This window comes from Xenorhabdus aichiensis (assembly GCF_028598775.1).
Lineage (GTDB): Bacteria > Pseudomonadota > Gammaproteobacteria > Enterobacterales > Enterobacteriaceae > Xenorhabdus > Xenorhabdus bovienii.
In genome coordinates this window covers 1-25,575 of record NZ_JAQRFO010000034.1, presented here as the reverse complement: position 1 = coordinate 25,575, position 25,575 = coordinate 1, and the positions used below count along the sequence as shown (strand labels likewise).

The following is a 25,575-nucleotide window of genomic DNA, read 5'->3' as shown; positions in this document are numbered from 1 at the left end:
CAGATATGGAATTTTTGCATTTTCTGATGAACGATGTGCTATCAGAGCCTGCGATTCTAGTCGGAATCATTGCTTTGATTGGTCTACTTGCCCAGAAAAAACCGGTGACGGAATGTATTAAAGGCACCGTAAAAACAATCATGGGATTTGTGATCTTAGGAGCTGGAGCAGGGCTGATTGTCAATTCTCTGGGAGGATTCTCCACCATCTTCCAGCATGCTTTTTCCATTCAAGGAGTTGTGCCAAATAATGAGGCTATCGTGTCGATTGCTCAGAAAGATTTTGGCCGAGAGATGGCGATGATCATGTTTTTTGCGATGATTATCAATATCCTGATTGCCCGTTTTACACCATGGAAATTTATTTTCCTGACTGGGCACCATACACTGTTTATGTCCATGATGGTGGCGGTGATTCTCGCAATGGCTGGCTTTAACGGCATCTTGCTGGTTGCGATTGGTTCTCTGATTGTTGGGGTATCGATGGTGTTTTTTCCAGCCATTATTCATCCTTACATGAAAAAAGTCACCGGCTCCGATGAGGTTGCCCTTGGGCATTTCTCAACACTTTCTTACCTGTTAGCCGGTTTTATTGGCAGTAAACTGGGCAATACATCCCATTCAACAGAAGATATGGATGTGCCGAAAAGCCTGCTGTTTCTGCGTGACACCCCTGTCGCTATCTCTTTTACAATGGCCATCATTTTCATAATTACCTGTTTGTTTGCCGGAGAGGATTTTGTCGAAAAAGTCAGTGGAGGAAAAAACTGGCTTATATTTGCCTTGATGCAGTCCATCACATTTGCGGCTGGTGTCTATATCATTTTGCAAGGCATCAGAATGGTGATTGCTGAGATTGTGCCAGCATTCAAAGGCATTTCCGATAAATTGGTGCCCAATGCCAAGCCTGCGTTAGATTGCCCGGTGGTGTTTCCTTATGCCCCCAATGCGGTGTTGGTTGGCTTTTTGAGCAGTTTTGTAGCAGGGATCATTAGCATGCTTATCCTCTATGCACTCAACATGACCGTGATTATTCCGGGTGTTGTGCCTCACTTTTTTGTCGGTGCGGCAGCGGGAGTTTTTGGCAATGCGCTGGGAGGAAGAAGAGGTGCTATTCTGGGAGCCTTCGCTCAGGGGCTGCTGATTACCTTTCTACCCGTGTTCTTACTGCCCGTTCTGGGAAGTGTCGGTATCGCCAATACCACCTTCAGTGATGCCGATTTTGGCGTAATAGGCATTTTGTTGGGGATTATCATTCGCTAATCTTTACCCAACTTTTACTATTCAGAAAAATCACGCCAGAACACTGAACAAATCACACAGCCAGCATGATACATGCTGGCTGTAAACTGAGGTTTATAGGTAACGTGTAATCCGTGTTACTCATCACCGTCTCTCCTATTAACAAGATTAAACCGATCATTTAAGTAACCAAACCAAGATGAGGATAAAGAGTGAGCATTTCAAACTAGATATTCATTGATGTGAAGTTTAAGGGGTCTGGCTAGCTGTACTGGGATTTACCACGGACAAGCGATCACCATTATCAGCGAGGCCGGGCAATTGATCATCCGGCTGGCTGAGAACGGCTGATGGCTAACATCAAGATCCCAGCACTTAGGCTGGGATCTTGATGTTAACAAGGTAACTTGGCTAGTAATGCACTTACTTTGTCTTTATCTTCCGGATGTAGTTGAAGATACTTTTCACAGGCCAATCTGACATACTCAAAACCGACAGATTCAGACACGATAATTTCTCCCTCCCATACACCGAACGTAATGCCGTCAAAATGATATTCTGGATCGGGATCATCTAAATTCGGAAAAATGCAATAGGTTTCATTAACTCCACACCCATTTTTTTTCAGAATATGTGGTAAAGCCCATAAAAATTTATCTTGGGTATATAGAGAATTAAAAAACTCTTTCATCACCCATTCAGAGTCATTGTCATAGTCTATTTTTTCGAAAAGACGTTTACTATTCATTGCGCCACCGGGAAAAAGTTCATAACTCTACCTGTTTCTTTATCCAAATAAACTTGGAATTTAACACCACCGGCTGTCGATTCATACTCACGCAGGCCTTGAGAAATAGCTTTTTCATAACCCTTGGAAGCAGCCTGTTGACCCAGTTCCAACATTTTCTGATCAGTGAAAATTTTCGGGTCATATACTGTTTTCGTCAATACTTGTGCTTTATGTCCTGTGACATTTCCTTCCCTATCTTTTGATGGAATCTTATACTCAATTTGAGTAATGCCTTTGACACTACTTGGCGTTTCGCTGACAACCTTAATTCCTTGCTCCGATGCTGTTCGCTTAAACACGTCAGCGTTGTGTGTACCACTTACTCCTTTTTTAGATATTCCATCAAAATCAGTCAGATGATGCTTTTGATTTAGATTAAAATTGATCCCATCAGGATAAGAGTTTTTAGCCAGTACCAAAAAGGTCTTCGCAGCCACATACTGCATCACCTTTCCTTCACTGGTCGGAATGCCGCTGCTCACAATTTCAGCGGCTTTCTCCGGCGTCATTTTCTCATTGGACATCACCACATCCAACGGCACACCGAAGAAGTTCCCCCACGCCACAATCAGTCCCTTCGCCGGATCTTGCCCTTCCGGGTGTGTGCCTCTCGCTTGCTTCGCCAAGGCTTCTGACAATTCATCCGGTGTTGCACCCTCTTGGATCATTTTGTTAGCTAATGAACCCTGCGTCTGTCCATAATTCGCCAGCCCACCAAAGTCACTGTGCTTCAAAAAGTTATTCTCAATCGCATTCTTAGCACTCTGCGCCCCGGCCACCCCACCCGCTGTGGAATCCGTCGCCAGCCCTGCGGCTATCCCACCAGCAAGTGTAGACAGGTTACTGATTTTTTCCTTCTCATCCGGTGGCAATTCACTCCGTTTCTTATCAGGGTAAAGTGCACTGGCTATCGCCGATGCTGCCAGTTCACCGCTGACTGCCCCCGTTGCACCCGCTGTGGCAGAGCCGCCTTTTATCTCGGCGATCACACCGCCGAGAATGGCATGAGCCAGCAGGTTTGTCGCTTTCTGCTCCGGCGTCAGATCATCGTAGTGCTCCTTGCCCTGATAAGTGAGCAGTTTCACGCCATTGGCAAGGTAAGGTGCCGCACCACTGGCTATCGCCGCTTTAATATCGCCGCCCGCCAGCCCTTGAAGCGCCGTGACGACGGCCGTAACTGCCTGACGTCTTTCTCCACCGATGTCAGCTTTTTGGTCGCGAATAGCGGCATCATAGGCCAGCTTGTACGCCCTGTCCGCAATGTCCTCCGCAGAAATGTCACCGCTTTCCTTTTTACGTCCGGCTTCTGCTTTCAGTTGTGCTTCCGCTTCAGTTTTCCGCTGTTGCAGTTTTTGCGGGTTTTTCAGCTCTTCAGTGGCTTTCTTCGTTGCGGTGATAGACTCTTGGGTATTGTAAATATCCAGTACCTGTGTGCCGATGTTGGCAATAGCCTGCGCTTGCTCCAGCCGTTTCTGCTCTTTCTCCTTGTCGAAAATCGGATTCAGGCCATTGGCGGCGTTGTCGGTATCGCGGCTCAGGCTGGCAACGTCCTGTTTCTGCTTTTCAGAGTCACGTATGGTGATCGTGCCGTCACTCACCGCCGCATGAGTGGTCGAGGATTGACTGTCATTCTTGTTGGTGCCTGCCAGCATATTCGACGACATATTGGAGACCAACTGACTGCCAATAGCTCCGCCCGTACTGACACCAACACTCTGGTGTTCGGTTTTGTATTCCGCCTGGTTCTCGATATTGCTAAAACCCAGCGTCCCCGTTTCCAGACGGTTTTTGTCTTTGTCGGCCGTACTCGCGATGACTGCACCATCAAGCTGGGTGTGCTCCTTCACATTGACATCAAACCCGCCTTTGCCCGCAAGAATCCCTGTCTGCTCTTTCACCGAATCAAATTTGCTGTGCATCTTGTCGCGGCTGGCATTGGCACTATATGAACCATTCATCGAACCGTAAGTGAAGCTGGTGCCAGCACTGGCGTTTTTCTGCTCGCTGTCGTAGTTGTTTTTATCCTGCTCGCTTTCCAGATGTAAGTTACGGCCGGCCTGTACCGTGACCTGTTCACCGCTGACCTGCGCACCTTTGAGCGTAATGTCCTGCCCTGATTTCAGTTTCACCTGATGACCCGCATCGATCAGGGTTTCGGTATGGGTGACGCCATCGCCTTTCTCATGCCCTTTGCCAGCATTGACACTGGCCGAGAATTTAATCCCTGTCCCACCCTGACCCACAGTCAGTCCGACACCCACGCTACCGCCTTTACTGCTGTTTTCACCACGGGTAGTCTGGGTATTTTCTCTGCTGATTTCAGGACGATATCCCGTTTCGCCTCCAACTCGATATCGTGGCCGGCTTTCAGTGCGCTGCCCTGAACCTGAATATCACCCCCGCTATTTTGAACTTGTTTGTCTCCCGTTGCAGTAATGCGGATATCGCGTCCGGCACTCAGTGTACTGCCCTGAGCATCGGTCTGTTCACGGCGGGTTTCTGATTCCGAAGACTGCTTGCCGTAGGAAAGCTGGATACCCACCACATCGTTGGGCTTCGCGGCTTTGCCATCGGTCTGGTTGATGGCATCAGCACTGGCGGATTTGGCCTGACTCATTTCCCATGCTTGATAACTCTGTACACCGGACAGCGCCGCCTGCGTGCCTTTCAGGGACTGCATCCGGCTGTCTTTGCTCTCCTTCGCTTCATTAACGGCCTGAACCGCCGTATTTATCGCACTGCCCACCGTGCCACTGAGCGCCAGTGTCAGGCCGCTCTGTTTCTGTTCAGTTTTGTTTAATTCAGTATGGCTGTTTTTCGCCGACGTAATGGCAACGTCTTTACCCTGAATGGCGATATCTTTTCCAGCCACCACATCACTACCGTGCAAGGTAGCCTGATTTTGAGCGGTCAGGGTGACGTTCCCCGCACTGCTGCCCACCGTACTGCCTTTATGCAGCACGTCATCGCTGTTATTCGACTGTGTAAACTTTGCAGAACCGACGGTGAAACCAATCCCGCCCGTTCCCATCAAGCCGGATTTTTTCTCTTCCTTGCGATAAGACTCGTGATGGGTTTCTTTGGCGGTGGTGATATTCAGGTTATTACCGGCGTCCAGCGTGACATCCTGTGTACCCACGACGTTACTGGCACCCACGGTGATGTCTTTGCCAGCCTGAACATTCACGGTGTCACCGCTCAGGGTACTACTCAGTGCCTGTGTGCGGTCAAACTGGTACTGGGTCGTCGTGGTTTTTGATGACACCAGGCTGTTGCTACCCTTGATCCTGTGGTACTCATCGTGACTCTGCTGCTGCTCGCCCGCCAGAATATTCACGTCACGTCCGGCGCTGACTTGCAGGGCGCTGCCCGCGATCATTTCGGCAGCCTTGGTATTGACATCACGTCCTGCCGACATCTGAATCTGACCTGTGCTGTTGACCGACGAGCCCACATCACTTGATTGAGTACGGGTGATACGGTGGTCACTGCCCGCCTCAGTATGTTCATAGCGGGAGGTTCTGACCGTATCGAGCTTAATATCACGCCCGGCCGCCAGCCTGATGTCACTGTTTTTCCCCTGCGCCCCCAACTGGGCAGCTGACAAGGTGATATCGTTACCGGCCTGAAGATGCAGTTTGCCATCCGCGCCCTGCACATAGAGACCTGCCACATTATCTACATAGGTGGAACTAAAACGGTTATTGCCTGCCTGATTGTCGCCGGAGCGAGTCGTGCTGGCGATATCAATATTGTTGCCTGCTTTGATATTCAGCGAGTTTTTCGCACTGATCATACCACCGCGCTGAACCATATCGGTTCTTGCCTGTAAAGCCAGGTTATCCCCTTGCAGATGGCCGCCTTGATTACGGATATTATCGGCCAGCATATGAATATCCTGTCCAACAATCCGCCCCTGATTGAGCAGGTCACCTGTTAATTGTAGATTGACCTGACTGCCGCTTAACAATGCACCGCTGCCATCCAGTTTACCCGACTGGGTACGCACATAGACCTGCGGCACCAGCACCGTTTGCTGGCTGCCATCTGGCAGGGTCACGGTGGTATTGACCAGCCATACCATATCTTCGGTCAGTCTGGCCATCTGCTCGGCATTGAGTGCCACACCGGGTGCCAAATCGAAAATTTTCTGGGTGCGCAAACCCGCGTTCATCAGCGCCTTAAACTGTTCTTCGTCATTCTGATGCCCCGGCAAATAGCGCTTACCCGTCAGGTTGACAATCTGCTCACGGATCAAGCGCTGCTCGTAAAAGCCATCCCCCAAACGCTTGTGTACATTATTATGATCCCAGCGTATCGCCTGTTGCATATAATCCGTACCCAACCACTTTTTCAGTTGGGTAAACTGCGGATCGGTTTCAATCAGTACCTGACTGTCCGGTGCAGGATGCAGCTTAAACAAGCTGTTATCTGGCAAATGGTAATCAGGCATTTCGGTGCGGATCAACGGCGGCTTTTCACCGTTTGCCGTGGGCTGCTGACTCACGACTTCCCAGCGCTGGCCGGGTCTCAAGGCAGTTTCTGCGACCTTGGCGTCACCGCTGGCAAAACCTGCATCGATTTGACCATTGTTCAGTTGTGCAATTTGCGTAGTAGCTCCCTGATATTTGTCAGGACGCTGGCCATTCATCGTCACAGTACCCTGCTGTTCCTGAACGGTACTGGGCTTCAGGGTGATGGTCTGAATTTCCGTAGGGGGGACATACGGTTCTTGTTTCCATCCTTGATTATCTTTGCCTTTTTTCTGGTTACGCCAAAAATACTCGATACGCCCTTTATCGATAATGTGGTGTTCTCCCGGCACATCAATATTGTTGATACGCCCGCCCGTCACCGTAAGCTGACCGCCTGCCACTACCTGGCTTTTATCGTTCTTCAGTTCTGTGGTATCGATCGTCAGGTTTTTACCTGCCAGAATTTTGGCGGGATCAGTTTTTTTTACGCGGGATTCCTCTATCGTGCGCGTGTATTTCAGGTGCTGGAATTTATCCTGCCACTCCATACCATCAACACTAATCTCATCTACCTCATTATCTCGGATACGGATTTGGTGCTCTTTGACATTATAACGCTGGCCATCAATCTGATATTCCTCAACGGGTTCCTGCGATATTTGCCGGAGTTCAGTCTCAAAATGGTCGTTGAGATTATTGATGTTAGCCATCGCCAGCCTCATATCGCCAGTGGCTTCAATGCTGGAACTGTGGTTGTTGAGGATTTTCCCTTTGCCGCTGGCGTGTTGCTGGCTGTCGAGCTGCCCACCAATAGATAAATCGCCGTCACTGTAGAGCAGGCTGTGCGCCATGTTATTGAGTTCGCCCGCGCCAATATCCAGCCGATTGCGAGCGGCAATCACCGCTGATTTACCCCCCTCTGCCAGATTATCCAGTTTACTGACACCAAGGGCGATATGGTCGCCATAAATGCGCCCAGTCCCCTGATTATTCAGGTGCTGCGCCTGCAAATAGGTTTGAGTACCATCGATCAGACCGTAATTGTTCAATGTCTGCTGGATGTTCCACTGGTGAGCATTGCCCAATATCCTGCCGGTTGCGCTGTTGGTCAGATCGGTAGCATTGCCTTGTAGTGTCGCGGCGCTGATCAGACCCTGGTTGAGGATATCGCCCTGAATGTCCAGCGTCAGGCGGTTGTTGGCAATGATTTCGCCCGTATGGATAAATTTTTCCAGTAATGTCAGGGTGATATCGCCCAATGAGCGCAATTTACCGTTCCCTGTGATAGATTTCGCATCAACTACCAGTTTTTCCCCAGTTTTGATATCACCGTCGGTATTGGTGAGGATCAGTTTCTTCCCTTGCGCCGTGAGCTGCTGGTTGGCCTGCAATTGCCCTTTGGTGTTATTGAGTACTGAGCTCAGTTTCAAGTCCGCATTTCCAGTAGCTGCCAGTTGTCCTTCGCTGTTATCCAGTGTGTCAGCGGTGATATCGATATTCTTACCGTCTATACCTTTATCAGGTTGCCGGGTTTGTTGGTTATTGATGTGCCGGGTAGTCAGGCGGATATCGCCACCACTGCGCATCAATCCTGCCGTGTTATCGATATGATCTTTTACATCAGCCTGAAGATGGTTCAGTGCCAGTATCTGTCCCTGTACGTTCAGGAATTTATCCGCTGTAAGCTGGAACCTATGCTCACTGAAAATCTTGCCGTTCTTCTGATTATCCAGTTGTCTGGTGGTCAGCGTGACCCCTGATTTACCGTGTAATATGCCGTTATGGTTAATGACATCCCCGCTATTGACGGTGAGAGCATCCTGACTGTTGAGTACGCCGTCCTTGTTATTCAGTTCTTGACCATGTGTATCGATGGACAGCGCCTGTGTGGACTGAATACGTCCGGCCTGATTGTTCAGTGCCTGACTGCTAAGGTCTAAGATCGACTGTGCCGCCAGTAATCCCTGTTGATTATTTATCTGAGCGGCATTTATTTGAAGACGATCAGCCGACACCATCACGCCTTTTTCGTTATCCAGATCACCTGTTTCCAGTTCCAGTACCTGTTTGCTGGTGATACCCTGCTTATCTCCGCTGTTACGGTTACTGAGAGATTGCGTGTGCAACATCAGCTTCCCACCACTTTGCAACAAGCCCTGATCGTTGTTCAGGTGAGCCAATGTAAGTAAGCTGTCTTTCCCGCCCAGAATTTGTCCCTGTTGGTTAGAAACTTTTTCCCCAGTTACGGACAGGCTGTCATGGCCTTCAATTTGGCCATGCTGGTTATCCAGCTCACCAATATTCAGGATCATAGCTCCCTGGCTGAACAAACCACCCTGTTTGCCACTGTCGCGGTTATCCAAGCGCTGTCCGTGTGTGTTCACGGTCAAATCCTGCCCGCTTTGTATCAATCCGCGCGGGTTTAACAGTTCACCGCTATACAGTGTCATGGCTTTTTCGGCCGCAATCAGTCCATCAGTATTATTCAAGTACTGTTGAGCCGTCTCGATATCCACTGTACCCGCACGGATTTGGCCTTTTTCATTGTTGATACCCTGCGTTTTCAGGTTCAGTCTTTGTTGCCCGGCGATACTACCGGAGGTATTCGCCAGATGCTGAGTGGTCAAGGTGATATCCCCTGACGAGGAAGCAATCTGCCCCTGTTGGTTATCGATGGCTGAAGCCGATAGCTCGGTCTGCTTCGACGCCATTAACTTACCGGACTGATTGTTCAGACTCTGTTTCAGCTTAACTTTAAGCTGACCATCCTCAGCCGCAATGATGCTGCCCTGCTGGTTATTGAGTTCGTCGGCGCTGATATCCACCGTACCATTGGCGGCTATTTTGCCGCCGCGGTTATCCAATGACTTTTGTACCCTGAGAGTCAGTGGATTTTGTCCAGTCTGAGTCATTTTTCCCTGATGATGGGAAAGTGATTGAACCTGAGCCGTAATATGCTGCGCCGAAATCTGGCTATCGTTCAGGTGATAGTCACCGCCTCCCAGTTTAAGCTGGCCGTCAGACAGTAAACGGCTTTTTTTGCCCTGAAACTCTGTGGTATTGATATCCAGCACGCCATGACCAGCATGGGTCAACGTACCGTTTTGGCTGGAGATGGTATCGGCCTTAAGGATCAAATCCTGCCCATTGGACGCAATCAAACCATCATTGTTTTCAATGCCGGCCTGATGATTAAGCGACAATGAACGCTGTCCGCTCTGGGTGATGCGTCCCCAATTATTCAGGAGTTTCTGGCTGTTGAAGGTCAAGATTTCCGCACTCAGCTCACCGCGCAGGTTATCAATCAGCACTGGTGCAACCAGAGTGAGGTTTTTACGGGCGCTAACTTTCGAATTCTGCAAGTTTAACTGTGTATTGGAGGTCAGTTGCAGATTATCAGCAGCGGTCTGGCTACCTTTGAATGACACCGTTTTCGCCTCAACGGATAAATAATCGTGCACCAGATTTTGGCCATTTAACTCGGCCGTGTTGCGAGTTTTGATCGTCAGATTTCCCGCTTGAGTCAGTTTACCGTGGCTATCGACACCCGCCGCCAATACGCTGTTTGACTGGCTATGTAACGAAGTACTTTTCATTTCAAGATGACGACCTGCAAGTATCCGGCCTTGATTATCAAGATGATCGCGAGTTTTTATCAAAATATCCTGACCTGCCGTGATATCACCCTGATGGGTTAAATTACCCTGATTCTGGATAGTGACATCTGTAGAGGCAGTGATAACCCCGCTGTTGGTGAGTTCACCTTCACTACTAAGTGTCAGATTACCCGCCTGCGCACCCAGTTGCCCCGCGTTGCGCACGCCCACACCCTGCTCTGTTCCGACCAGCTTAATCTTGTTAGCATACATTCCACCAATCGCTGCTACATCAAGGCCGAACTCATGTTCCTTCGCGTTATCTCTGGCATGAATTTTCACCACGTTACCCTGTGCATCGACGCGGTTACGACCTGTCGTCACGGTCAGATCTTTAGCATGCAGTTTGGCATTGATATTGACGGCACGGGCAATCAGGCGGGTGTAATCACTCTGTGCATCGTTCATTCCTTTGTCGTTGACGGAAATGATACCCTTATTAACTTCAAACCCTTTCAGGCGGCCATTTTCCAGAATTGCCTGCCCTGCCGCCAGTGACGTCTGACTGGCATTGATAAAACCACAGCCGCTACAGGTAATACCTGCGGGGTTGGCAATAATGACATCCGCGCGTTTCCCGGCTACTTCAATAAAACCATTCAGTTGACTGGGATCACGGCTGTTAACTTCATTTAAGATAACCTTGGCTTCACCTTGTGCCAGCCACGGGTTGGCTGTGACCAAGCCTCCCAGTTTCGTTTCAGTGTTAACGCCGCTGTTGTTGAGGATCGCGCCTCGTTTATCTACATCAAATTGGCTGTACTGGTTACGGGAAATCCCGTCACTGTTAGGCGTCTGGATGTTGACCTGTGGCACTCCATTCGCTGAGGAAATGACGGAAGGCTGCTGCGGGTTGGGCACGTTATTGTCTGCCGCAATCCCCGCCTGCACCGAAGTACTGACTAGCCCTAACGCCAATGAAATCCCCAATACCAGCGGTATCAGCGATACGCTGGCAGAATGCGATGAATGTGAAGACATTTCGCCACGTGACTGCCCTGCCGTGTGACTGTACGCAAGGTCGGAAACCACCATCAACATCTGACGGGTTTTATTGAAAATCACTCGGTAACAATGCTTGTTCATCGCGAAAAACCTCTTTCGGGTAATGCCTGTGTGAGAGGATGGCTATCCCACCAGTGTGCCGCCTGTTCACGGCTGACACCTCTTCCGCGAAATCGGATAACCTGTGCGCCCCGCTGAGATCCTTTGTGATAAAGGGCGCGGTAGCAGTGGTGTAAAAATAGTTCTTGCCTGACCAGACTGTTCATCTCTCGGCTATGGCCAAACGGTGCAATCCAGTCCAGTATCCAGAGCCGATCACCGCCGTGTAGCTGCGGATCTCTGTTGTGCTCATGTCGTTTCGTGAGGTAACGTAATTCAGTTTCTTCGGTAAACAGCGCCCAGCTCAGGTAGAAAATCGGCTGGCCGTTATGACTCACCAGTACATACTGACCCGCCTTAATCATCGGCAGCAAGAGCGTAGATAACGCAATCAGCGGTGCATTCTGGTGCAGAGGAGAGTGCATCCACAGCCAAGTCGCTGCACCCAACATCTCGGTTTCATTCTCTTCACTGCCTAAAATCAGGGGTGCACGCACGTCGTATTGACCTATCAACATGATTTGACTCCTTCAGTACTGCCAGTTCAGGCTAAAACCTAGGTGAGCGTTGTCAGTTTTAAAGCCATCAGGTTTGGAGAACGGCGTACCCACCGAAACATCGTATGAAAGATTAGCGGGACGAATATTACCCCTGAGGCCGAGAACACCCCCCGCCAACGTACGGCCGATGATGATATCCGAACCCTGTCCCCCGACCCGGCCATAATCCGTACCCAGATACAACTGCTGATCAGGCAACGGCGTCTGCCATGACAAGGTATTACGCAACGTCCAGCCTTTATCTGCACTTAGCGTCCGTTCGCCATCAAATCCGCGCACACTCCAGCGGTTGCCGATACTGAACTGATCTTGTGGCGTCAGCGGGGTATTGCTCCACTGGCGCTGATACTCCACACGGTGCTGAAATTGTTGATTGCCCAGCGTAAAGGGCGTGTTGAGCGAAGCAGAAAGCTGGATAATTTCCGATTTCGCCGTCGCATAGTCAGTGCTGTCACGGTCATTCCGCTCTTCATAAGCAGATAGCGCCCCAAACCAGCGGGTGCCTTTCTGGTAACGAATACCTGCATCCAGCACCGCCGCACCGATATAGTGGCGATGATCGAGCCCTAAATTCCAGCTACTGGTGCGACGCTTTTGGCCTTCAATTTCCGTATCCTTGATGAAATTACGAGTCTGGCGGAGATTGACTCCATAGGTCAGGGTGGTTTTTGAACTGGCATTGCGATGCAATACCCGGCTTAACTGCGCATTCAGGCTCTGGCTACGGCCGCGATATTTCGCCTCTTCATTGAGCTGGGGTACGGTTTGTGCATAGGTGTAGCTACTGCCTGTTATCGCAAACTGCGAATAGCCCAAGGGCACTGAATAATGAGCAGTGTAATTGGTCGAGTTTTTGCGATTGGAGAAAGCCAAATCACGCGTCATGGAGATATAAAACAAGTCACTGAGTGACGTCGGATTATCCAGTGCCAACATCAGCCCGCCCTGTGTACGCCCGGTGGCCTTAGTTCCGCTGTTATCGACCCAGGCACCCATATGCCAGAAACGGGGCTGCTGGCGCTTAATCACGATGCCACTTTCTCCCGGCTGTTCCCCCGGCACTATTTCCATGCTGGCCTGAACGTTGGGTAAACGTTGCAGGTTCTCCATCCCCTGTTCAATATCACGCAAATCCAGTAACCTTCCTTCACTGGCCGGCATGGCGGTATAGAGCGTTGCGTATTTATCAGAATCATCGGTATAACGGATATGCCGCACCGTTCCCGGTAAAACCCGCAATTTCAGTTCGCCTTTACTCAAACCCTGTTCAGGTGCTAAAACTCGCGTGGTTACCCAACCATGCACAATCAGTCGGTTTTGCAGGTTTGACATCACTTGATTAATGCCCCTTACGCCCAAGCAATGATCCTTGGCAAGATCGGCCAAGCGCTGTACAGGCACCCAATGGGGAAGCGCTTCACGGCCGGAGACCGTCACCTTCTGTATCAGGAAACAGGGAACTTCTTTAGGAAACGCCAAAGAGAACGGTGAGGATAATGGTGACGACAAACGCACATCCGGCGGATGGGCATCCAGCTTTTGTTGCTGTGCCTGTTGCTGCTGTGACTGATGAATGAAAGGCTGCTCATCAGCACGCGGTTCAGTTGATTGTTCAGCCTGTGCACCAAATGAAACTAAGCAGGCCAGACCGATAAAATGCGCTTTTCGTCTTTCCACTTTCGTTATCTCATCTCGTAACCAAAAAAGTAACACTCATCCTAAGATCTAAGAGCAAAAATGTGCTGATTATGTTCAGAGCGGTACACTTTTCAGGCAGGAAAAATATCAATGCACTGGGTATATATTGATATTCACGATAAGAGATAAATTAGTAACACTGACAAATCAGGACAGTTATTAATTTGATATAAAAAGAAAAAATGAGGTTATTTGATATATTTGGTAAATATTTTGAAAGAGAATATAACAACTTTTTATGATTAAAATTACATTTATTTATCAAAAATAAATATAACTTAATTGACTACCATTTAAATTATTTCTTTCTGTCAAGTGAAGAATACAAGCTGAAAGTTTAATTGAGTGTAACTTTCTAAAACGTTAATTACCTGTTCGGGGAAAGAAAAATTACTCTATCTCGCCATTGTCGTCTATCGAGTGGGAGTAATGACAGGAGAAATCAACAAGGGTGGCACTGGTGAGTTTGACTTCATAAAAAAGCTCTATCAATCAGCCATAGAAGAATAGATTTTGTTAATGCCCAATTCACCATTGTATGCGATCCTGACATCGTAAACATACAAGTAGCCAAATCTATAAAACAACCAATTGAATTCATTCTCTAGTATTGATGAACCTTTTTATTGATGTTCACAGGCGGAGAAATAACCCGCCTTCATTATTGCCAAAGTATTTCCTTGGCTGAATTAGTAATTTATATATATTAATACATGAGGAACCAATATGAGCATTCAAGACAAAAAGCACAAAATAAAAATGTTAACTGACGATGAATTGGCTTTAGAACGTGCAAAACATGCTGTAACCATTGATATATTATATCCCGTTGGAATTGTTGCGCTGTTCGCTCAAAGTAAAGACCCAAACCTCCTATTCCCTAGCACAGTCTGGAAATACATTGGTGAAAATAAAACTATCAGGCTGGGTCAAAATATTTTATCAACAGGAGGAAATGATACGATTACCTTAACCACTGGGCAACTCCCTCCTCATAATCACCCGTTTTTAGCCACAACAGACTCATTTGATTATGGAACAAAAACAACAAATAGTGCCGGTGCGCATTATCATGATAGCGGTTGGGGGGAGTCTAGGGAGGGACGCTATGGTTATTATGATGATACAAATGGTAACTTTGGCTCCAGCTCCAGTGACTGGGATAATTATAAATATAACACCAGCACTGAAGGCGAACACCAACACAAAGTTGATATTGGCAGTCATAGCCACGCGGTGTCTGGCACAACATCAAGCACTGGTAAAAAAGAAGCCATCGATATTACCAATGCTTATATTATATTGATGGGATGGTACAGGATAGAATAAAAAACACGACCACATTAAGTATTAACGGACTTTAATAGACTTTGGGAGATGTGTGTTTGGAGGAGTGAAGGGCATAGAATTCAAAGCTTAATTAATTGATATTAAATATAAATATTTATTCTATTTTTAATTATATACATATCATATTGATGCTAGATGCTCTTCATCTGCTGAAAAAATAATACCTTATTTAAGGTGATTATTCGTAGAATGTCAGAAAAGTGAGTAATAACTTCAAATAATAAAATCATATATCTATGAGCATAAAAACAATAATCACAAACGTTATTCATTCCTGCTACTCCTTCCATTAATTAATCATTGATGGTGGTGATTCAGACAAGGTTCGCAGTACCGGTAACGTCCAACCGGCGAGGCCAAGGCCTCCCCTGCCTGAACCGCCATTGAAAGGACGATAGCAGACGCACTGGCAGAAACATCCTACCCGTGTTTGGATACTCAGAGATGCGAAACCCTGACCATTGGATTTTGCCAATGGCACGATTACTTTAATTGATTGTTTTATCTAATTTAATAACTAAACCTCTAAGTTTAACGGCTATAAACCCGCTCAATATAACGCCCACACCCATCACCATTCAATTTTTGAACGTGCAGATTTCTGCGTCATCCGCGCCTCTTCTATCATTTTCAGGCTACTTCGCATCAATTGTTATTCCGTTTTTGAACATTCCCCGCGTGTCGGTTTCGGTTCACCGTTCTGTGGTGCGTCAGATAATGTGTAGCAGCGCGAGGCTATGTTGAGTTTTTGCAGGAGTTCGCGATGTGCTCTGCACGGCGATAGAGTACTCCCCGTTCAGGGCCTGATCACTCGTTAGCGGTTGGGGAAGGTGGGGTCAAATGGTTGCTTCTCCTATTTTTTTAAGACTTTTCTTGAATGACAAAAAAATTAAAACTAATTAATTAAATTAACGATAATTTTCGTATGATAGGTAAATTAACACCCCACTCTAAATTATTCATAAATATTATCAATTAAATACCGATAGGTAATTAGTTTGAATATATGTATAAGAAAGAAGAAACATGAAAAACCGTAAGGAATCGCTGTACCTGCAAGAGCTGACCTACCTGCGGGAATTGGCTCAGCGAGTGGCAAAAGGATCGACTCATCTGGCGAATATTCTGGATACGCCCCACGATCCAGATATTGAACGTGTCTTCGAAGCCTTTGCCCTGTTGATTTCCAACTTACGGGATAAACTTGAGGATGATTTCCCCGAAATTACCCACGGTATCCTGTCCCGTATCTGGCCGTTAGCCCTGTGCCCTATTCCCCCCACGACGGTAATGCAATTCTACCCTACCGATGGGGAGCATCAGGGGACTGCCGATATTCCGGCAAGCACTCCGGTTTCAACCAACATGAACGGGCAGTTACTCACCTTTAAAACCTGCCGCCCCCTGCATATCGAACCCTTAATGGTGCGGGATCGCACGGTGAAAAAAACCAGTACTCACAGCGAAATCATCCTGACACTTTGCCAGACGGGGCATCCTTCACCCGTCTGGCAAAGTGGGCCACTGTCTTTTTTCCTTGGTACGGACATCGGGCGGACTGCACAGCTAAGCCTGTGGCTGGATCAGCATATCTGTGATGTCAGCCTGAAAACACAAGGCGAACAGCGAAAACTGAGCTGTTTCCCTTATGGCTGGCATAATTTATTTGATAATCCGGTGCTGCCCACGGAAAAAAGCACCTATGCCGGCCTACAAACGCTGGTTGAATATTATGCACGGCCCCCTCTTTATAATTTTATGACTGTGGATTTAAGCCGTAGCTGCCGTGAGGTGCCGTTAGAGGCGGACGGCACCTTTGAGCTGATTTTCCGTTTCGAAGGCGAATTGCCATTGGATGATGTCAATGATGCCTTTATGTTGGGCTGCGTCCCGGCCATTCATCTGGAAACTCGGGTAAGTCCTCCTATCCCGCTGAGTGCAGAAAATCACAGCTACCCCCTGCCGCTGGGGGAATCTGTGCAATTGTTCCGGTTACGCGATGTTCAGGTCATTCAACAACCCGGTGAAGGGCCGCAACGGGGCACACCTTACCGTTACCTGCCTATCGAGCAGTTTACCCCTGCAGCGGATTTGCTTGCTGGGGAGGAGCCAGACTATTTTTACTACCAGCTCCGCACGGAACGTGATTTGCTGGACCGCATTCAGCATCGGTTGCATTTTTTTGATCTGACTGGCAAACCCGCCAGGAACTTACCTGCACTCTCTGTCGCCTGCGATTTCCTGGGCTACCATAAATCCGCCATAAAACTGGGACAAGGCACCATCACCGTGATGCAGGAAGGTTCCCCCGCCCATCTCAGCGTGCACAATATTACGTCCGTTGCCACCGATTCCCCGTCGATGTTACAGGATAATTCCGGCTGGCCGCTGCTGTCCTGCCTCTCCAGCCCGCCCGTGTTGTTGTTTACCACGGAGGGCATGAAGCATTTCCTCCGTTTGTTTGATCATTATGCCGAATTCAATCGCCCGTTGAGTCGCCATATCCGCCAGCACATTGACGGCATTCTTCACGTGGAGGAACGCCTGATCGATCGAATGTGGCGCGGTAGACCCATCCGGGGGCATTTGTTGTTGCTTACCCTAAACCCGGACTGTTACGCCAATCCGGGCGAGATGTACCGTTTCTGCCGGTTGATTAATCAGGCGATGGCCTGTTTTGTCAGCCAGTCCACTTACGTCAAGCTGGATGTGTATACCCCTAACCAAAAATTACTTTGGGAATTCAATGAAGTATACGGGGCATGGATGGACATGTAACTCATCAAGCAATAACAACAAGGAGCAAAATAGCATGAATAGACTGAACGCCCCAAAAAGTGGATTACGCTTTGTTTGCCAGATAGCTGACCTGCCTGAAACCACCTTTGCCGTGGGAGAATTCGCCCTTCAGGAAGGGTTGTCTGAACTGTTTACCCTCAATCTGACGCTGGTCCGCCAGCTCAATCAGAATCGGTTCAAACCGCTGCCGGAGATTGATCTGGCTTCACTGCTGATGCAGGAGGCGGTATTTCAGGTCATGCAGGGAGAGACGCTGCAACGCAAAATCACCGGCATCATTTCTCATGCTGACTGGGCGGGAACCGATGGCAACAAAACCCTCTATTCCATGACCATCCGCCCGTCCCTCTGGCGTCTAACCCTCAATCAGGATAGCCGGATTTATCATCAACAAAATGTGCCGACCCTCTTAAACAGCCTGCTGAAAAAACACCGGGTACGGGCAGACTCTAAGCTCTACGATCCGCATCAGGACAGGGAATACGTGACCCAGAAACGGGAATCTGACTATGCCTTCTTCTGTCGGTTGGCCGCCGAAGAAGGGATCAGTTTCTGGTTTGAAGATGAAACGCTGTTTTTCAGCGACAGCCATCTGGGGATGACGGCAGGCCTGCCGCTGGTGTATAACCCGCAACCGGAAACCGCCCACGGACTGGATGCCATTTATCAGGTACGGTTGGGCGTCGGAATGAGTCCACAACGCAGTTTCCACAAAGACAACAACCCGGACAACCCGCGTTATCACCTCTCCCATATGCAAAGCAGCGAAGGTTTCCGTGATTTCGGGGCTCAAACCCCTTATACCGTTTTTGAGAGCTATGGCCGTTTCCAGAAAGATGCGGCGGCCAAACCGTTTTTAAAATACCGCCATGAAGCGCTGGATAACCAGAAACAGACCGGCAGCGGCAACAGCGACTGCATCAAACTGATGCCGGGCAAAATCTTCGAGATCAAAAGTCACCCGCACGCACCGTTGAATACCCGCTGGCAGGTGGTCGGTATCAGCCACCACGGGCGCTGTCCGCTGGCACTGGGTCATGATGGTGGCGACGGCACGACGCTCTCCAACCAGTTCAGCTTTATCGACGGCCTCGACGACTGGCGTCCGCCTTTCCACTACAAACCGCTGGCGGACGGGGATGAAACCGCGATGGTAGTCGGGCCGGAAGGCGAGGAAATCTTCGTCAATAAAGACGGGGCGATTAAAATCCATTTCCACTGGAACCGTTACGACAAAGCCGATGATGGCGCGTCCTGCTGGGTACGCGTGGCACAAGGCTGGAACGGTAATGGCTTTGGCTTTATGGCGATACCGCGCATCGGGCAGGAGGTGATTGTCTCTTACCTGAACGGCGATATTGACCGGCCGATTGTCACCGGTTGTGTCTATAACGGCCTGAACCGCCCGCCATTGGATTTGCCGGCCGAGAAAACTCGCACCACGTTTAAAACCAAGACGCACAAGGGCAAAGGCTTTAACGAGCTACGCTTTGAGGATGCCAAGGGCAGCGAGGAAGTCTATATCCACGGCCAGAAAGATTTTACCGCCCATATCGAAAACGATGCCTACTGGCATATCAAACATGACCAGAAACAACGTATCGATAACAACCGTTACCACGATATCCGCGCCGATGACCATCATCAGGTCGCCGGTTCACGCAAAATCACCACCGAAGGGGATGTCTCGCACCGGATAGCGGGCAGCCAGCATATCCAGACCGGCGACGCCACCGTGATTGACAGCGGACAGGAAATTCACCTGAAAAGCGGCGGCAAAGTGGTACTGGAAGCGGCGTCAGAAATCACCCTGAAAGTGGGCGGCAGTTTTCTCAAAGTGACACCGGGAGGGATTTTGTCTTCACCGATTAATGTTGGCCAAGGCTCAGGCGGCAGCGGACGCGGGGTGGAACTGCAACTACCGGAGGGCGTGGCACCGCTACCAGCGGTGGAGTTTCCGGCCAAATCACCCTGTGCCATTCTCGCGCAGCAAGAAGAAAACTGGATTATCACCGGAGCAGAAGAAGCATGATGGAACTTACCGATTGGAAAACCTGGTTAGCACATCAGGACAGAGGGGAGTGTTATTTTCTGGTCAACAGTTTGGCGGAACCGAACCCCGTCCAGCTCTTTTACCTTAACGGCTGGACAGAGCAGGCTTTTCCGCTTTACAGCGGCACGCCGATGAATGCCATGCTGGCGCAAAGCCCGTGGCTTATCAAACCTAAAGCTAATTACCTGTCGGAAGTGGCCTTACAGCTTGATAAACATGAACTCAGCGATACCAGTTGGGGATGGGCTTATCGCAGTACATTACCCTGGTCATTTCAGTTAGAACACTGGCGTTTACACCAGCAGGTTTTGCTGCGTGGCCGTGTGGTTGTTTTGCGTTTGATGGATAACCGTATCTTCACGCCTCTGCTGCCTGCCCTGCAACCGGGTGACTGGCGCGAACTCTTAGCCCCGGTTAACGAGCTGATGATAGATACCCCTGAACCACAGTGTTATTACCGACCTGAAAATTGCAGTCAAGAATTGAAAAAGAATTTATTTGTGCTTGGCGAGCATCTTATTGAAGCGCGTTATTCCGCCGATACTACCCTCAATAATCTGGCTTATGCCTTAAGTTGCCAGCTTTGGGAGGACAATGCCGAATTAGCGCTCAAACTGGATGAGCCGGAAGGGCAATTGCAGAACAGTCTTGTCATGTGGCTGAAACAGGCGAGAGATGAAAAACATAACCTGAATAAACTCACTGTTGAACACTTTATTACAGATAACCAAAAAATTGCACCTAATAAAGACATTTAAGATTAATTTTCCACTATCTATAATCAATTAAGGAAGAAAAGGATGAGTCAGTTACAACCGACGGATTGCATTGATTGCCAAAAAATACTGAAACACTGGATAGAATTTCAATTGGTTGACGAGCAAGGAGAACCTTTGGCTGGAATGCCTTATAAATTAGTTAGTATAAGTAATAAAAAAGATGTCCGTACAGGCGTTACCAATAGCGAGGGGTTATTGCGAGAGGAAAACCTACCACCAACACCAGTGAGACTATGGATTGATGCGCAGAAACTCACCGATGAAATGGAACTTAGACCCTTAAGAACAGTACGTGGGCCGCTAGGTTCAAAAGTAAAACCCAAAGCCAGAACACAAGGCCACTTCTATCGCTATATTAAAATTGGTGACCTTTGCGATAAAACACCCCAAATTGATAACTGGAATGAAGAAGAACTTCCCAAATATCACTTCCCAGATAACAAATTCCTCGGATTTAAAGCCGTATTTGTTGATGCTCGTTGGATATTGGAAGTTTGTCCTTTCCGGGTTTGGGTGTTGTTATTACATCATCAAAAAGAATATTCGCTGGTGAATGCCTATAATCAGGGGTTAATGTCCGTACTGGCTTATGCCAATGCAACAGATAATGGCGACAAAGATACAAAAGAATACAGCGGTTCTGTCTTTCATTTCTTTAAAGAACAGCTCCTCGATTTATCTCGTTTACCTAACCGAATTGAAAAAAAGGATTTTCAGCCTATTGTGTATGATGCACCTTTCAGGGATCGTTATATAGTTGTGGAATTTATTGATACTGATTATGATTTAGATACACAAATGTTTTATGTCGCGAATAACAAGGAATTGATTATCAGTTGGCGAGGTACAGCTAGTTGGACAGATGCTGTTACCACTGATTTAAATTTCAAGCCGACTAAGCTACCCAGTGATTTCATTGGAAAAGGTAGGGTGCATGATGGTTTTTGGAAAGCTTTTTTGGTTGGAATTAATAAATCACCCATAGGAAAAACAAGTGCTTTTGATGATATAAAGGAACTAACAAAAGATAGAAATATATTTATTTGTGGACATAGTTTAGGGGGCGCGCTGGCATTAATTCATAGCGTACAATTAAAAGAATACAATCCATGTTTATATACCTATGGCATGCCCAGAGTATTCACTTACAGTGCAATAATGGAAATTCAGGACATTATTCATTATCGCCATATTAATCGGAATGATTTAGTACCTGGTGTACCTTTCGAAAAAGATATGAATAATTATTACTTTGAAAATGGTTGGGACCCTATGGGTTATGCTATCGAAGCATTGAGTCTTCCGCAGTCTGCCATAGTCACATCTATGTCGCCACTCACAGCGGGTTTGACACCCGCAGCAATGATAACTAGTAGACTCGATAAAATAAAAACAAATGATTTATTTTTACATCAAGGAGAAATTGTCCATTTATATAAGGGGGAGATTGTATATGGTTCCACTGCAAATATAATTTCCCCAATAAATATTGCCGAAAAAGTAGCATTTAATTTTTATTTAATTCCATCATTATTACCCGAAGATTCTATAATTGACAATTTCTTTCCAAAGAATAGACAGCCTGATAAATCAACCTCAAAAAACATACTCCACCATTTTAGTGGGGTTTATATGGATTTTATAAAAGAAAAACTCGTTTCATTATGTATTCCTGAGTACAATGTACTTTATAAAGAAAATATGCAGAATTTTAAAGATAAGATGAATAAACAAAAAAATGAATTGAAAGAGGAATATTTCAATTATCAGTATTTTTTTAATCTGGAACAACAAATTGGCTCACGTTTATCCTTTAGTCAAGAAAGTGAATCAGGGAAACGAGCGATTGCTTATTTTTTATACGGTGAAAAATATAATAAGGACTAATTGACATGAGTAAAGTAAAAATTTTTTTTATTACTACAATTATTCCACTATTATCAGGATGTAGTGAAATCATTGATTCTCAAATCGATAAATACTTTCCACTCAACCCACAATATGATAGTCAATCTATTATAATTTCAAGTATTCCTCCACTTAATACTGAGCTTAGAATTTTGGCAGAGTATTTCTCTAGTAAATGCTCAACGATACAATTAAATTCGGATTTTATGCCTAGTGGAAAAAAATATAGAATAAGAGAGGTGGAATGGGATATTAGTTCTAATAAAAATAATAGATTCGAAACAGAAATTCCTATTAATGGAAGAGGATGGTGCAACTGGGAACTAAGTAAAATTACAATAGGAATTTCTTATGATGAAAAAAACATCACTGATAAAAAAATCAAGATCAATACAGGTGGATTTCTTACTGTTCATATAGAAAACGTAGATGATAAAAAAAATAATGAAACTAAATTGGATAAAATAAATAACATTGTTAACTATACCTCTACGCTTTTTCCTATTTATAAAGAATTTAAAGGGGAATATACAAGGGTGTTTTTTGTTAAGCCTAATGGTGAAGGTGAGCCAAAAATTTCCCTATCAAAAAAAATGAATGGGTATATTTACTATAATCCAAAGTTAGATGAGACAAAAATCACTAAAATTATTATACCTAAAGGAAAAGAACCATCCAGAGTTGAATACCCAGATGGTAAAGTGGATTTTAACAGAGATTCAATTGACTATTGGAAAATAAATAATACATCCCAATGGGAGCGAAAATAAATATCAACATTAGGAACCAAGATAGGGATATCAAGGTTCCTTTAAAAAATAACTGAGGCACAGTAACTGCATAATTAAAGTTTGGATTATGGTGTTTTTATAAAATTATTTCTTTACAAGAGTGTAAAATAATAGACAAAAAATTGAGAAGTATCTTCTTTTTGACTTAATTTATATAATTATTTTCTTTCAAATCTGAGGCGAAATCATGACTAATAAAGCCGTTATTTTATTGAATGACACAACTGATCACGGTGGAAAAGTGGTTACTGCTGTGAGTGGCTACACTTATAAAGGCATTCCTGTTTCTGGAGAAACGGATTTAGTTTAGCTCCCCAAATACAAAGGAATTTTTCCTATTTTCGAGGACGGTGATAATTTAAAAAATAATGGAAAATCCATCGCAGTTGAGGGTATGCATACTGAAGGAGAACGTGCTCTAAATTATTATTTAATACACAATAAGGATTAATTTAACATGAACACAATAAAACTTATTCTCGTTTTCACATTAATTCCATTTTTGACTGGATGCAGTGAAATTTTAGACAAAAAACTTGATGAACACTTCCCACTTAATCAAAAAAATGATGGGCAAGAAATTATTGTATCTGGTATTATACCTGCCAATACTGAACCAAAAATTAGAGTAAGATATACATCGACAAAATGTACTAAAATACATTTGAATTCTGATTTTATGCCCACAGGGCGAGATCAATGGAATACCAATATAGAATGGACTATCCAATATAAAGATAGTAATAAATTTGACACCAGAATTCCTCTTAACGGCGGTGGGTGGTGTGATTGGAAACTTGTCAATATATCTACCGGACTTATTTATACCCAACATCCACTTGCAAATAAACAAACAAAATTTCCTAGAAGCGGGATTCTATCAGTTTATATTAACGGTATGGATGAATCACGTTACTCAAATGAAAAAGATATTGAAAAAAAATAAACTATGCTCCTATATTTTATACGGAATATGAAGAGTATATAGGTAAATATTCTGAAATTTTATTTTCATCCAATGAAAAAACTTCAAAATATCGTCTATGGTTGCATTCAAACAATGATGGGTATATCAATTACAATCCTAAATTAGATAGCTCAAAAATTAAAAAAACATTCGAAGATAAAGAAAGGAAATGGATTGAATATCCGAATGGGGAAATTAAGTATGAAAAAAAATAAACCAGCCATAGGTATGTGAATATCATTCTAAGGAATGACATATATGAATATGCTAAAGATAATCAATTGAAAATTTTTAGATTCTACTCATCCCATTTTAATAGGGGTGAGTATACAGACCATTTGTCATATAAGTTAATATGACATGGCAATGGCAATGGCAATGGCAATAACTTTTCAGAAGAATGGATAATATGGAAATAACAGCAATGCAGCTAAAATTTATCCCATTGGGGAGTCATGATTTATTTTACCAAGGCTCTATTAAGTAATAAAATAAATGATAAAAATATTATAGATAAAGAGAGTGAATTTGTATCATTTTTTTAATTCATTTAAACTGACCATAGCGAATCTTTTATCTATAATTTTTCAGATGTTTTTATTAATTAAGAATATATGGTTATTTTTTAAAAAATAGGATAAAAATATGTATAACAAAGTCATTATTTTATTAAACAACACAGCCGATCACGGTGGAAAAGTGATTACAAGACGGGGCGATTAAAAACCATTTCCACTGGAACCGTTACGACAAAGCCGATGATGGCATGTCCTGCTGGGTACGCGTGGCACAAGGCTGGAACGGTAATGGCTTCTGGTTTATGGCTATACCGCGCAAGGGCCGGGTTTTATCAAATATACAAAGCATCAGTTTTTGACTGAGCTAAAAATGACGATTTTAACAAAGTGACTACTCTTATCAATGGAGGATTCACTGGTTATAATGATAGGTTAGCTTATCTAAAAAGAGCGATTAAGGCATTGAAGGCTGAACATCTTAATCAATTGTTAGACAATGAGAGATTCGAGTTTGCTCGTAGTTCTATCTACAATTACAAAGTTTATTCTTTTGCATAGGGACTCTGGCATGACCCTAATGTAACAGCACACCGAGGAACAGTGAAGGACAGAGATGAAGCTTTGAGAGGTTATGAAAGAGCACAGGAATTAATCACTGCAAATCCTTTTAGGGCTGAACGGTTAAATAGAAGAATGTACGGAATCAGATATCGTGATGTATCAATTATATAAACGGAATAATCACTACCCTGAAAGAAAGAGAAGGAAGAGAAAATTAAAATGTATAAAAAAATTATTTTTTTTATTTTTACCATATTGTCTTCTAATGTTTTTGCTTCTGAGTGGTCTATTGAATTTAGATGTTTTACTTCTGATAGTAAAAAAC

Annotated in this window: 16 protein-coding genes; 9 read left to right on the top strand and 7 right to left on the bottom strand. The window is 45.6% G+C overall.

All coding sequences use genetic code 11. The features are described from left to right. Window positions 1-5 precede the first annotated feature (5 nt). A complete protein-coding gene (gene ulaA, locus PSI22_RS14685) occupies window positions 6-1,262 on the top strand; it encodes a PTS ascorbate transporter subunit IIC (RefSeq protein WP_273580399.1) in 1,257 nt (418 codons plus the stop codon). Window positions 1,263-1,635: 373 nt separating this feature from the next. Here ulaA and cdiI read toward each other — a convergent pair whose 3' ends face one another. Genes cdiI through PSI22_RS14660 form a run of 5 tightly spaced genes read right to left on the bottom strand, consistent with a single transcriptional unit; the run spans window position 1,636 to window position 13,503 of the window. Next, a complete protein-coding gene (gene cdiI / locus PSI22_RS14680) occupies window positions 1,636-1,989 on the bottom strand; it encodes a ribonuclease toxin immunity protein CdiI (RefSeq protein ID WP_273580398.1) in 354 nt (117 codons plus the stop codon). Further along, on the bottom strand, window positions 1,986-4,292 hold the full coding sequence (locus PSI22_RS14675) for a hemagglutinin repeat-containing protein (protein WP_273580397.1): 2,307 nt from the start codon (window positions 4,290-4,292) through the stop codon (window positions 1,986-1,988). Before PSI22_RS14675 ends, cdiI begins: the two co-directional genes overlap by 4 nt. Further along, window positions 4,277-11,248, bottom strand: a complete 6,972-nt coding sequence (locus tag PSI22_RS14670; RefSeq protein ID WP_273580396.1) for a two-partner secretion domain-containing protein — start codon at window positions 11,246-11,248, stop codon at window positions 4,277-4,279. Before PSI22_RS14670 ends, PSI22_RS14675 begins: the two co-directional genes overlap by 16 nt. After that, window positions 11,245-11,784: a toxin-activating lysine-acyltransferase gene (locus PSI22_RS14665; protein WP_273580395.1), complete on the bottom strand. Its 540-nt coding sequence runs from the start codon at window positions 11,782-11,784 to the stop codon at window positions 11,245-11,247. The genes PSI22_RS14670 and PSI22_RS14665 overlap by 4 nt, the downstream gene beginning before the upstream one ends. 12 nt (window positions 11,785-11,796) lie before the next feature. Beyond that, on the bottom strand, window positions 11,797-13,503 hold the full coding sequence (locus PSI22_RS14660) for a ShlB/FhaC/HecB family hemolysin secretion/activation protein (protein ID WP_273580394.1): 1,707 nt from the start codon (window positions 13,501-13,503) through the stop codon (window positions 11,797-11,799). A 747-nt stretch (window positions 13,504-14,250) separates the two neighbouring features. Here PSI22_RS14660 and PSI22_RS14655 point away from each other — a divergent pair. Next, on the top strand, window positions 14,251-14,853 hold the full coding sequence (locus tag PSI22_RS14655) for a phage baseplate protein (RefSeq protein ID WP_273580393.1): 603 nt from the start codon (window positions 14,251-14,253) through the stop codon (window positions 14,851-14,853). A gap of 310 nt (window positions 14,854-15,163) precedes the next feature. Here PSI22_RS14655 and PSI22_RS14650 read toward each other — a convergent pair whose 3' ends face one another. Beyond that, a complete protein-coding gene (locus PSI22_RS14650) occupies window positions 15,164-15,355 on the bottom strand; it encodes a hypothetical protein (protein ID WP_273580392.1) in 192 nt (63 codons plus the stop codon). 545 nt (window positions 15,356-15,900) lie between these two features. Here PSI22_RS14650 and PSI22_RS14645 point away from each other — a divergent pair. From PSI22_RS14645 to PSI22_RS14615, 7 genes are all read left to right on the top strand, one after another. Further along, window positions 15,901-17,652: a type VI secretion system baseplate subunit TssF gene (locus PSI22_RS14645; RefSeq protein ID WP_273580391.1), complete on the top strand. Its 1,752-nt coding sequence runs from the start codon at window positions 15,901-15,903 to the stop codon at window positions 17,650-17,652. Between the two features lie 34 nt (window positions 17,653-17,686). Beyond that, complete coding sequence (locus PSI22_RS14640) at window positions 17,687-19,705, top strand: type VI secretion system Vgr family protein (protein ID WP_273580390.1); 2,019 nt, start codon at window positions 17,687-17,689, stop codon at window positions 19,703-19,705. Further along, a complete protein-coding gene (locus PSI22_RS14635) occupies window positions 19,702-20,484 on the top strand; it encodes a DUF4123 domain-containing protein (protein WP_273580389.1) in 783 nt (260 codons plus the stop codon). Before PSI22_RS14640 ends, PSI22_RS14635 begins: the two co-directional genes overlap by 4 nt. Before the next feature lie 42 nt (window positions 20,485-20,526). After that, window positions 20,527-22,392, top strand: a complete 1,866-nt coding sequence (locus PSI22_RS14630) for a lipase family protein (RefSeq protein WP_273580388.1) — start codon at window positions 20,527-20,529, stop codon at window positions 22,390-22,392. Between the two features lie 5 nt (window positions 22,393-22,397). After that, complete coding sequence (locus PSI22_RS14625; RefSeq protein WP_273580387.1) at window positions 22,398-23,183, top strand: hypothetical protein; 786 nt, start codon at window positions 22,398-22,400, stop codon at window positions 23,181-23,183. A 208-nt stretch (window positions 23,184-23,391) separates the two neighbouring features. Further along, window positions 23,392-23,514: a PAAR domain-containing protein gene (locus PSI22_RS14620; protein ID WP_273580386.1), complete on the top strand. Its 123-nt coding sequence runs from the start codon at window positions 23,392-23,394 to the stop codon at window positions 23,512-23,514. 147 nt (window positions 23,515-23,661) lie between these two features. After that, on the top strand, window positions 23,662-24,150 hold the full coding sequence (locus PSI22_RS14615; protein WP_273580385.1) for a hypothetical protein: 489 nt from the start codon (window positions 23,662-23,664) through the stop codon (window positions 24,148-24,150). A gap of 1,168 nt (window positions 24,151-25,318) precedes the next feature. Here PSI22_RS14615 and PSI22_RS14610 read toward each other — a convergent pair. Next, on the bottom strand, window positions 25,319-25,575 hold a 257-nt coding region (locus PSI22_RS14610; RefSeq protein ID WP_273580384.1), incomplete at its 5' end, for a hypothetical protein.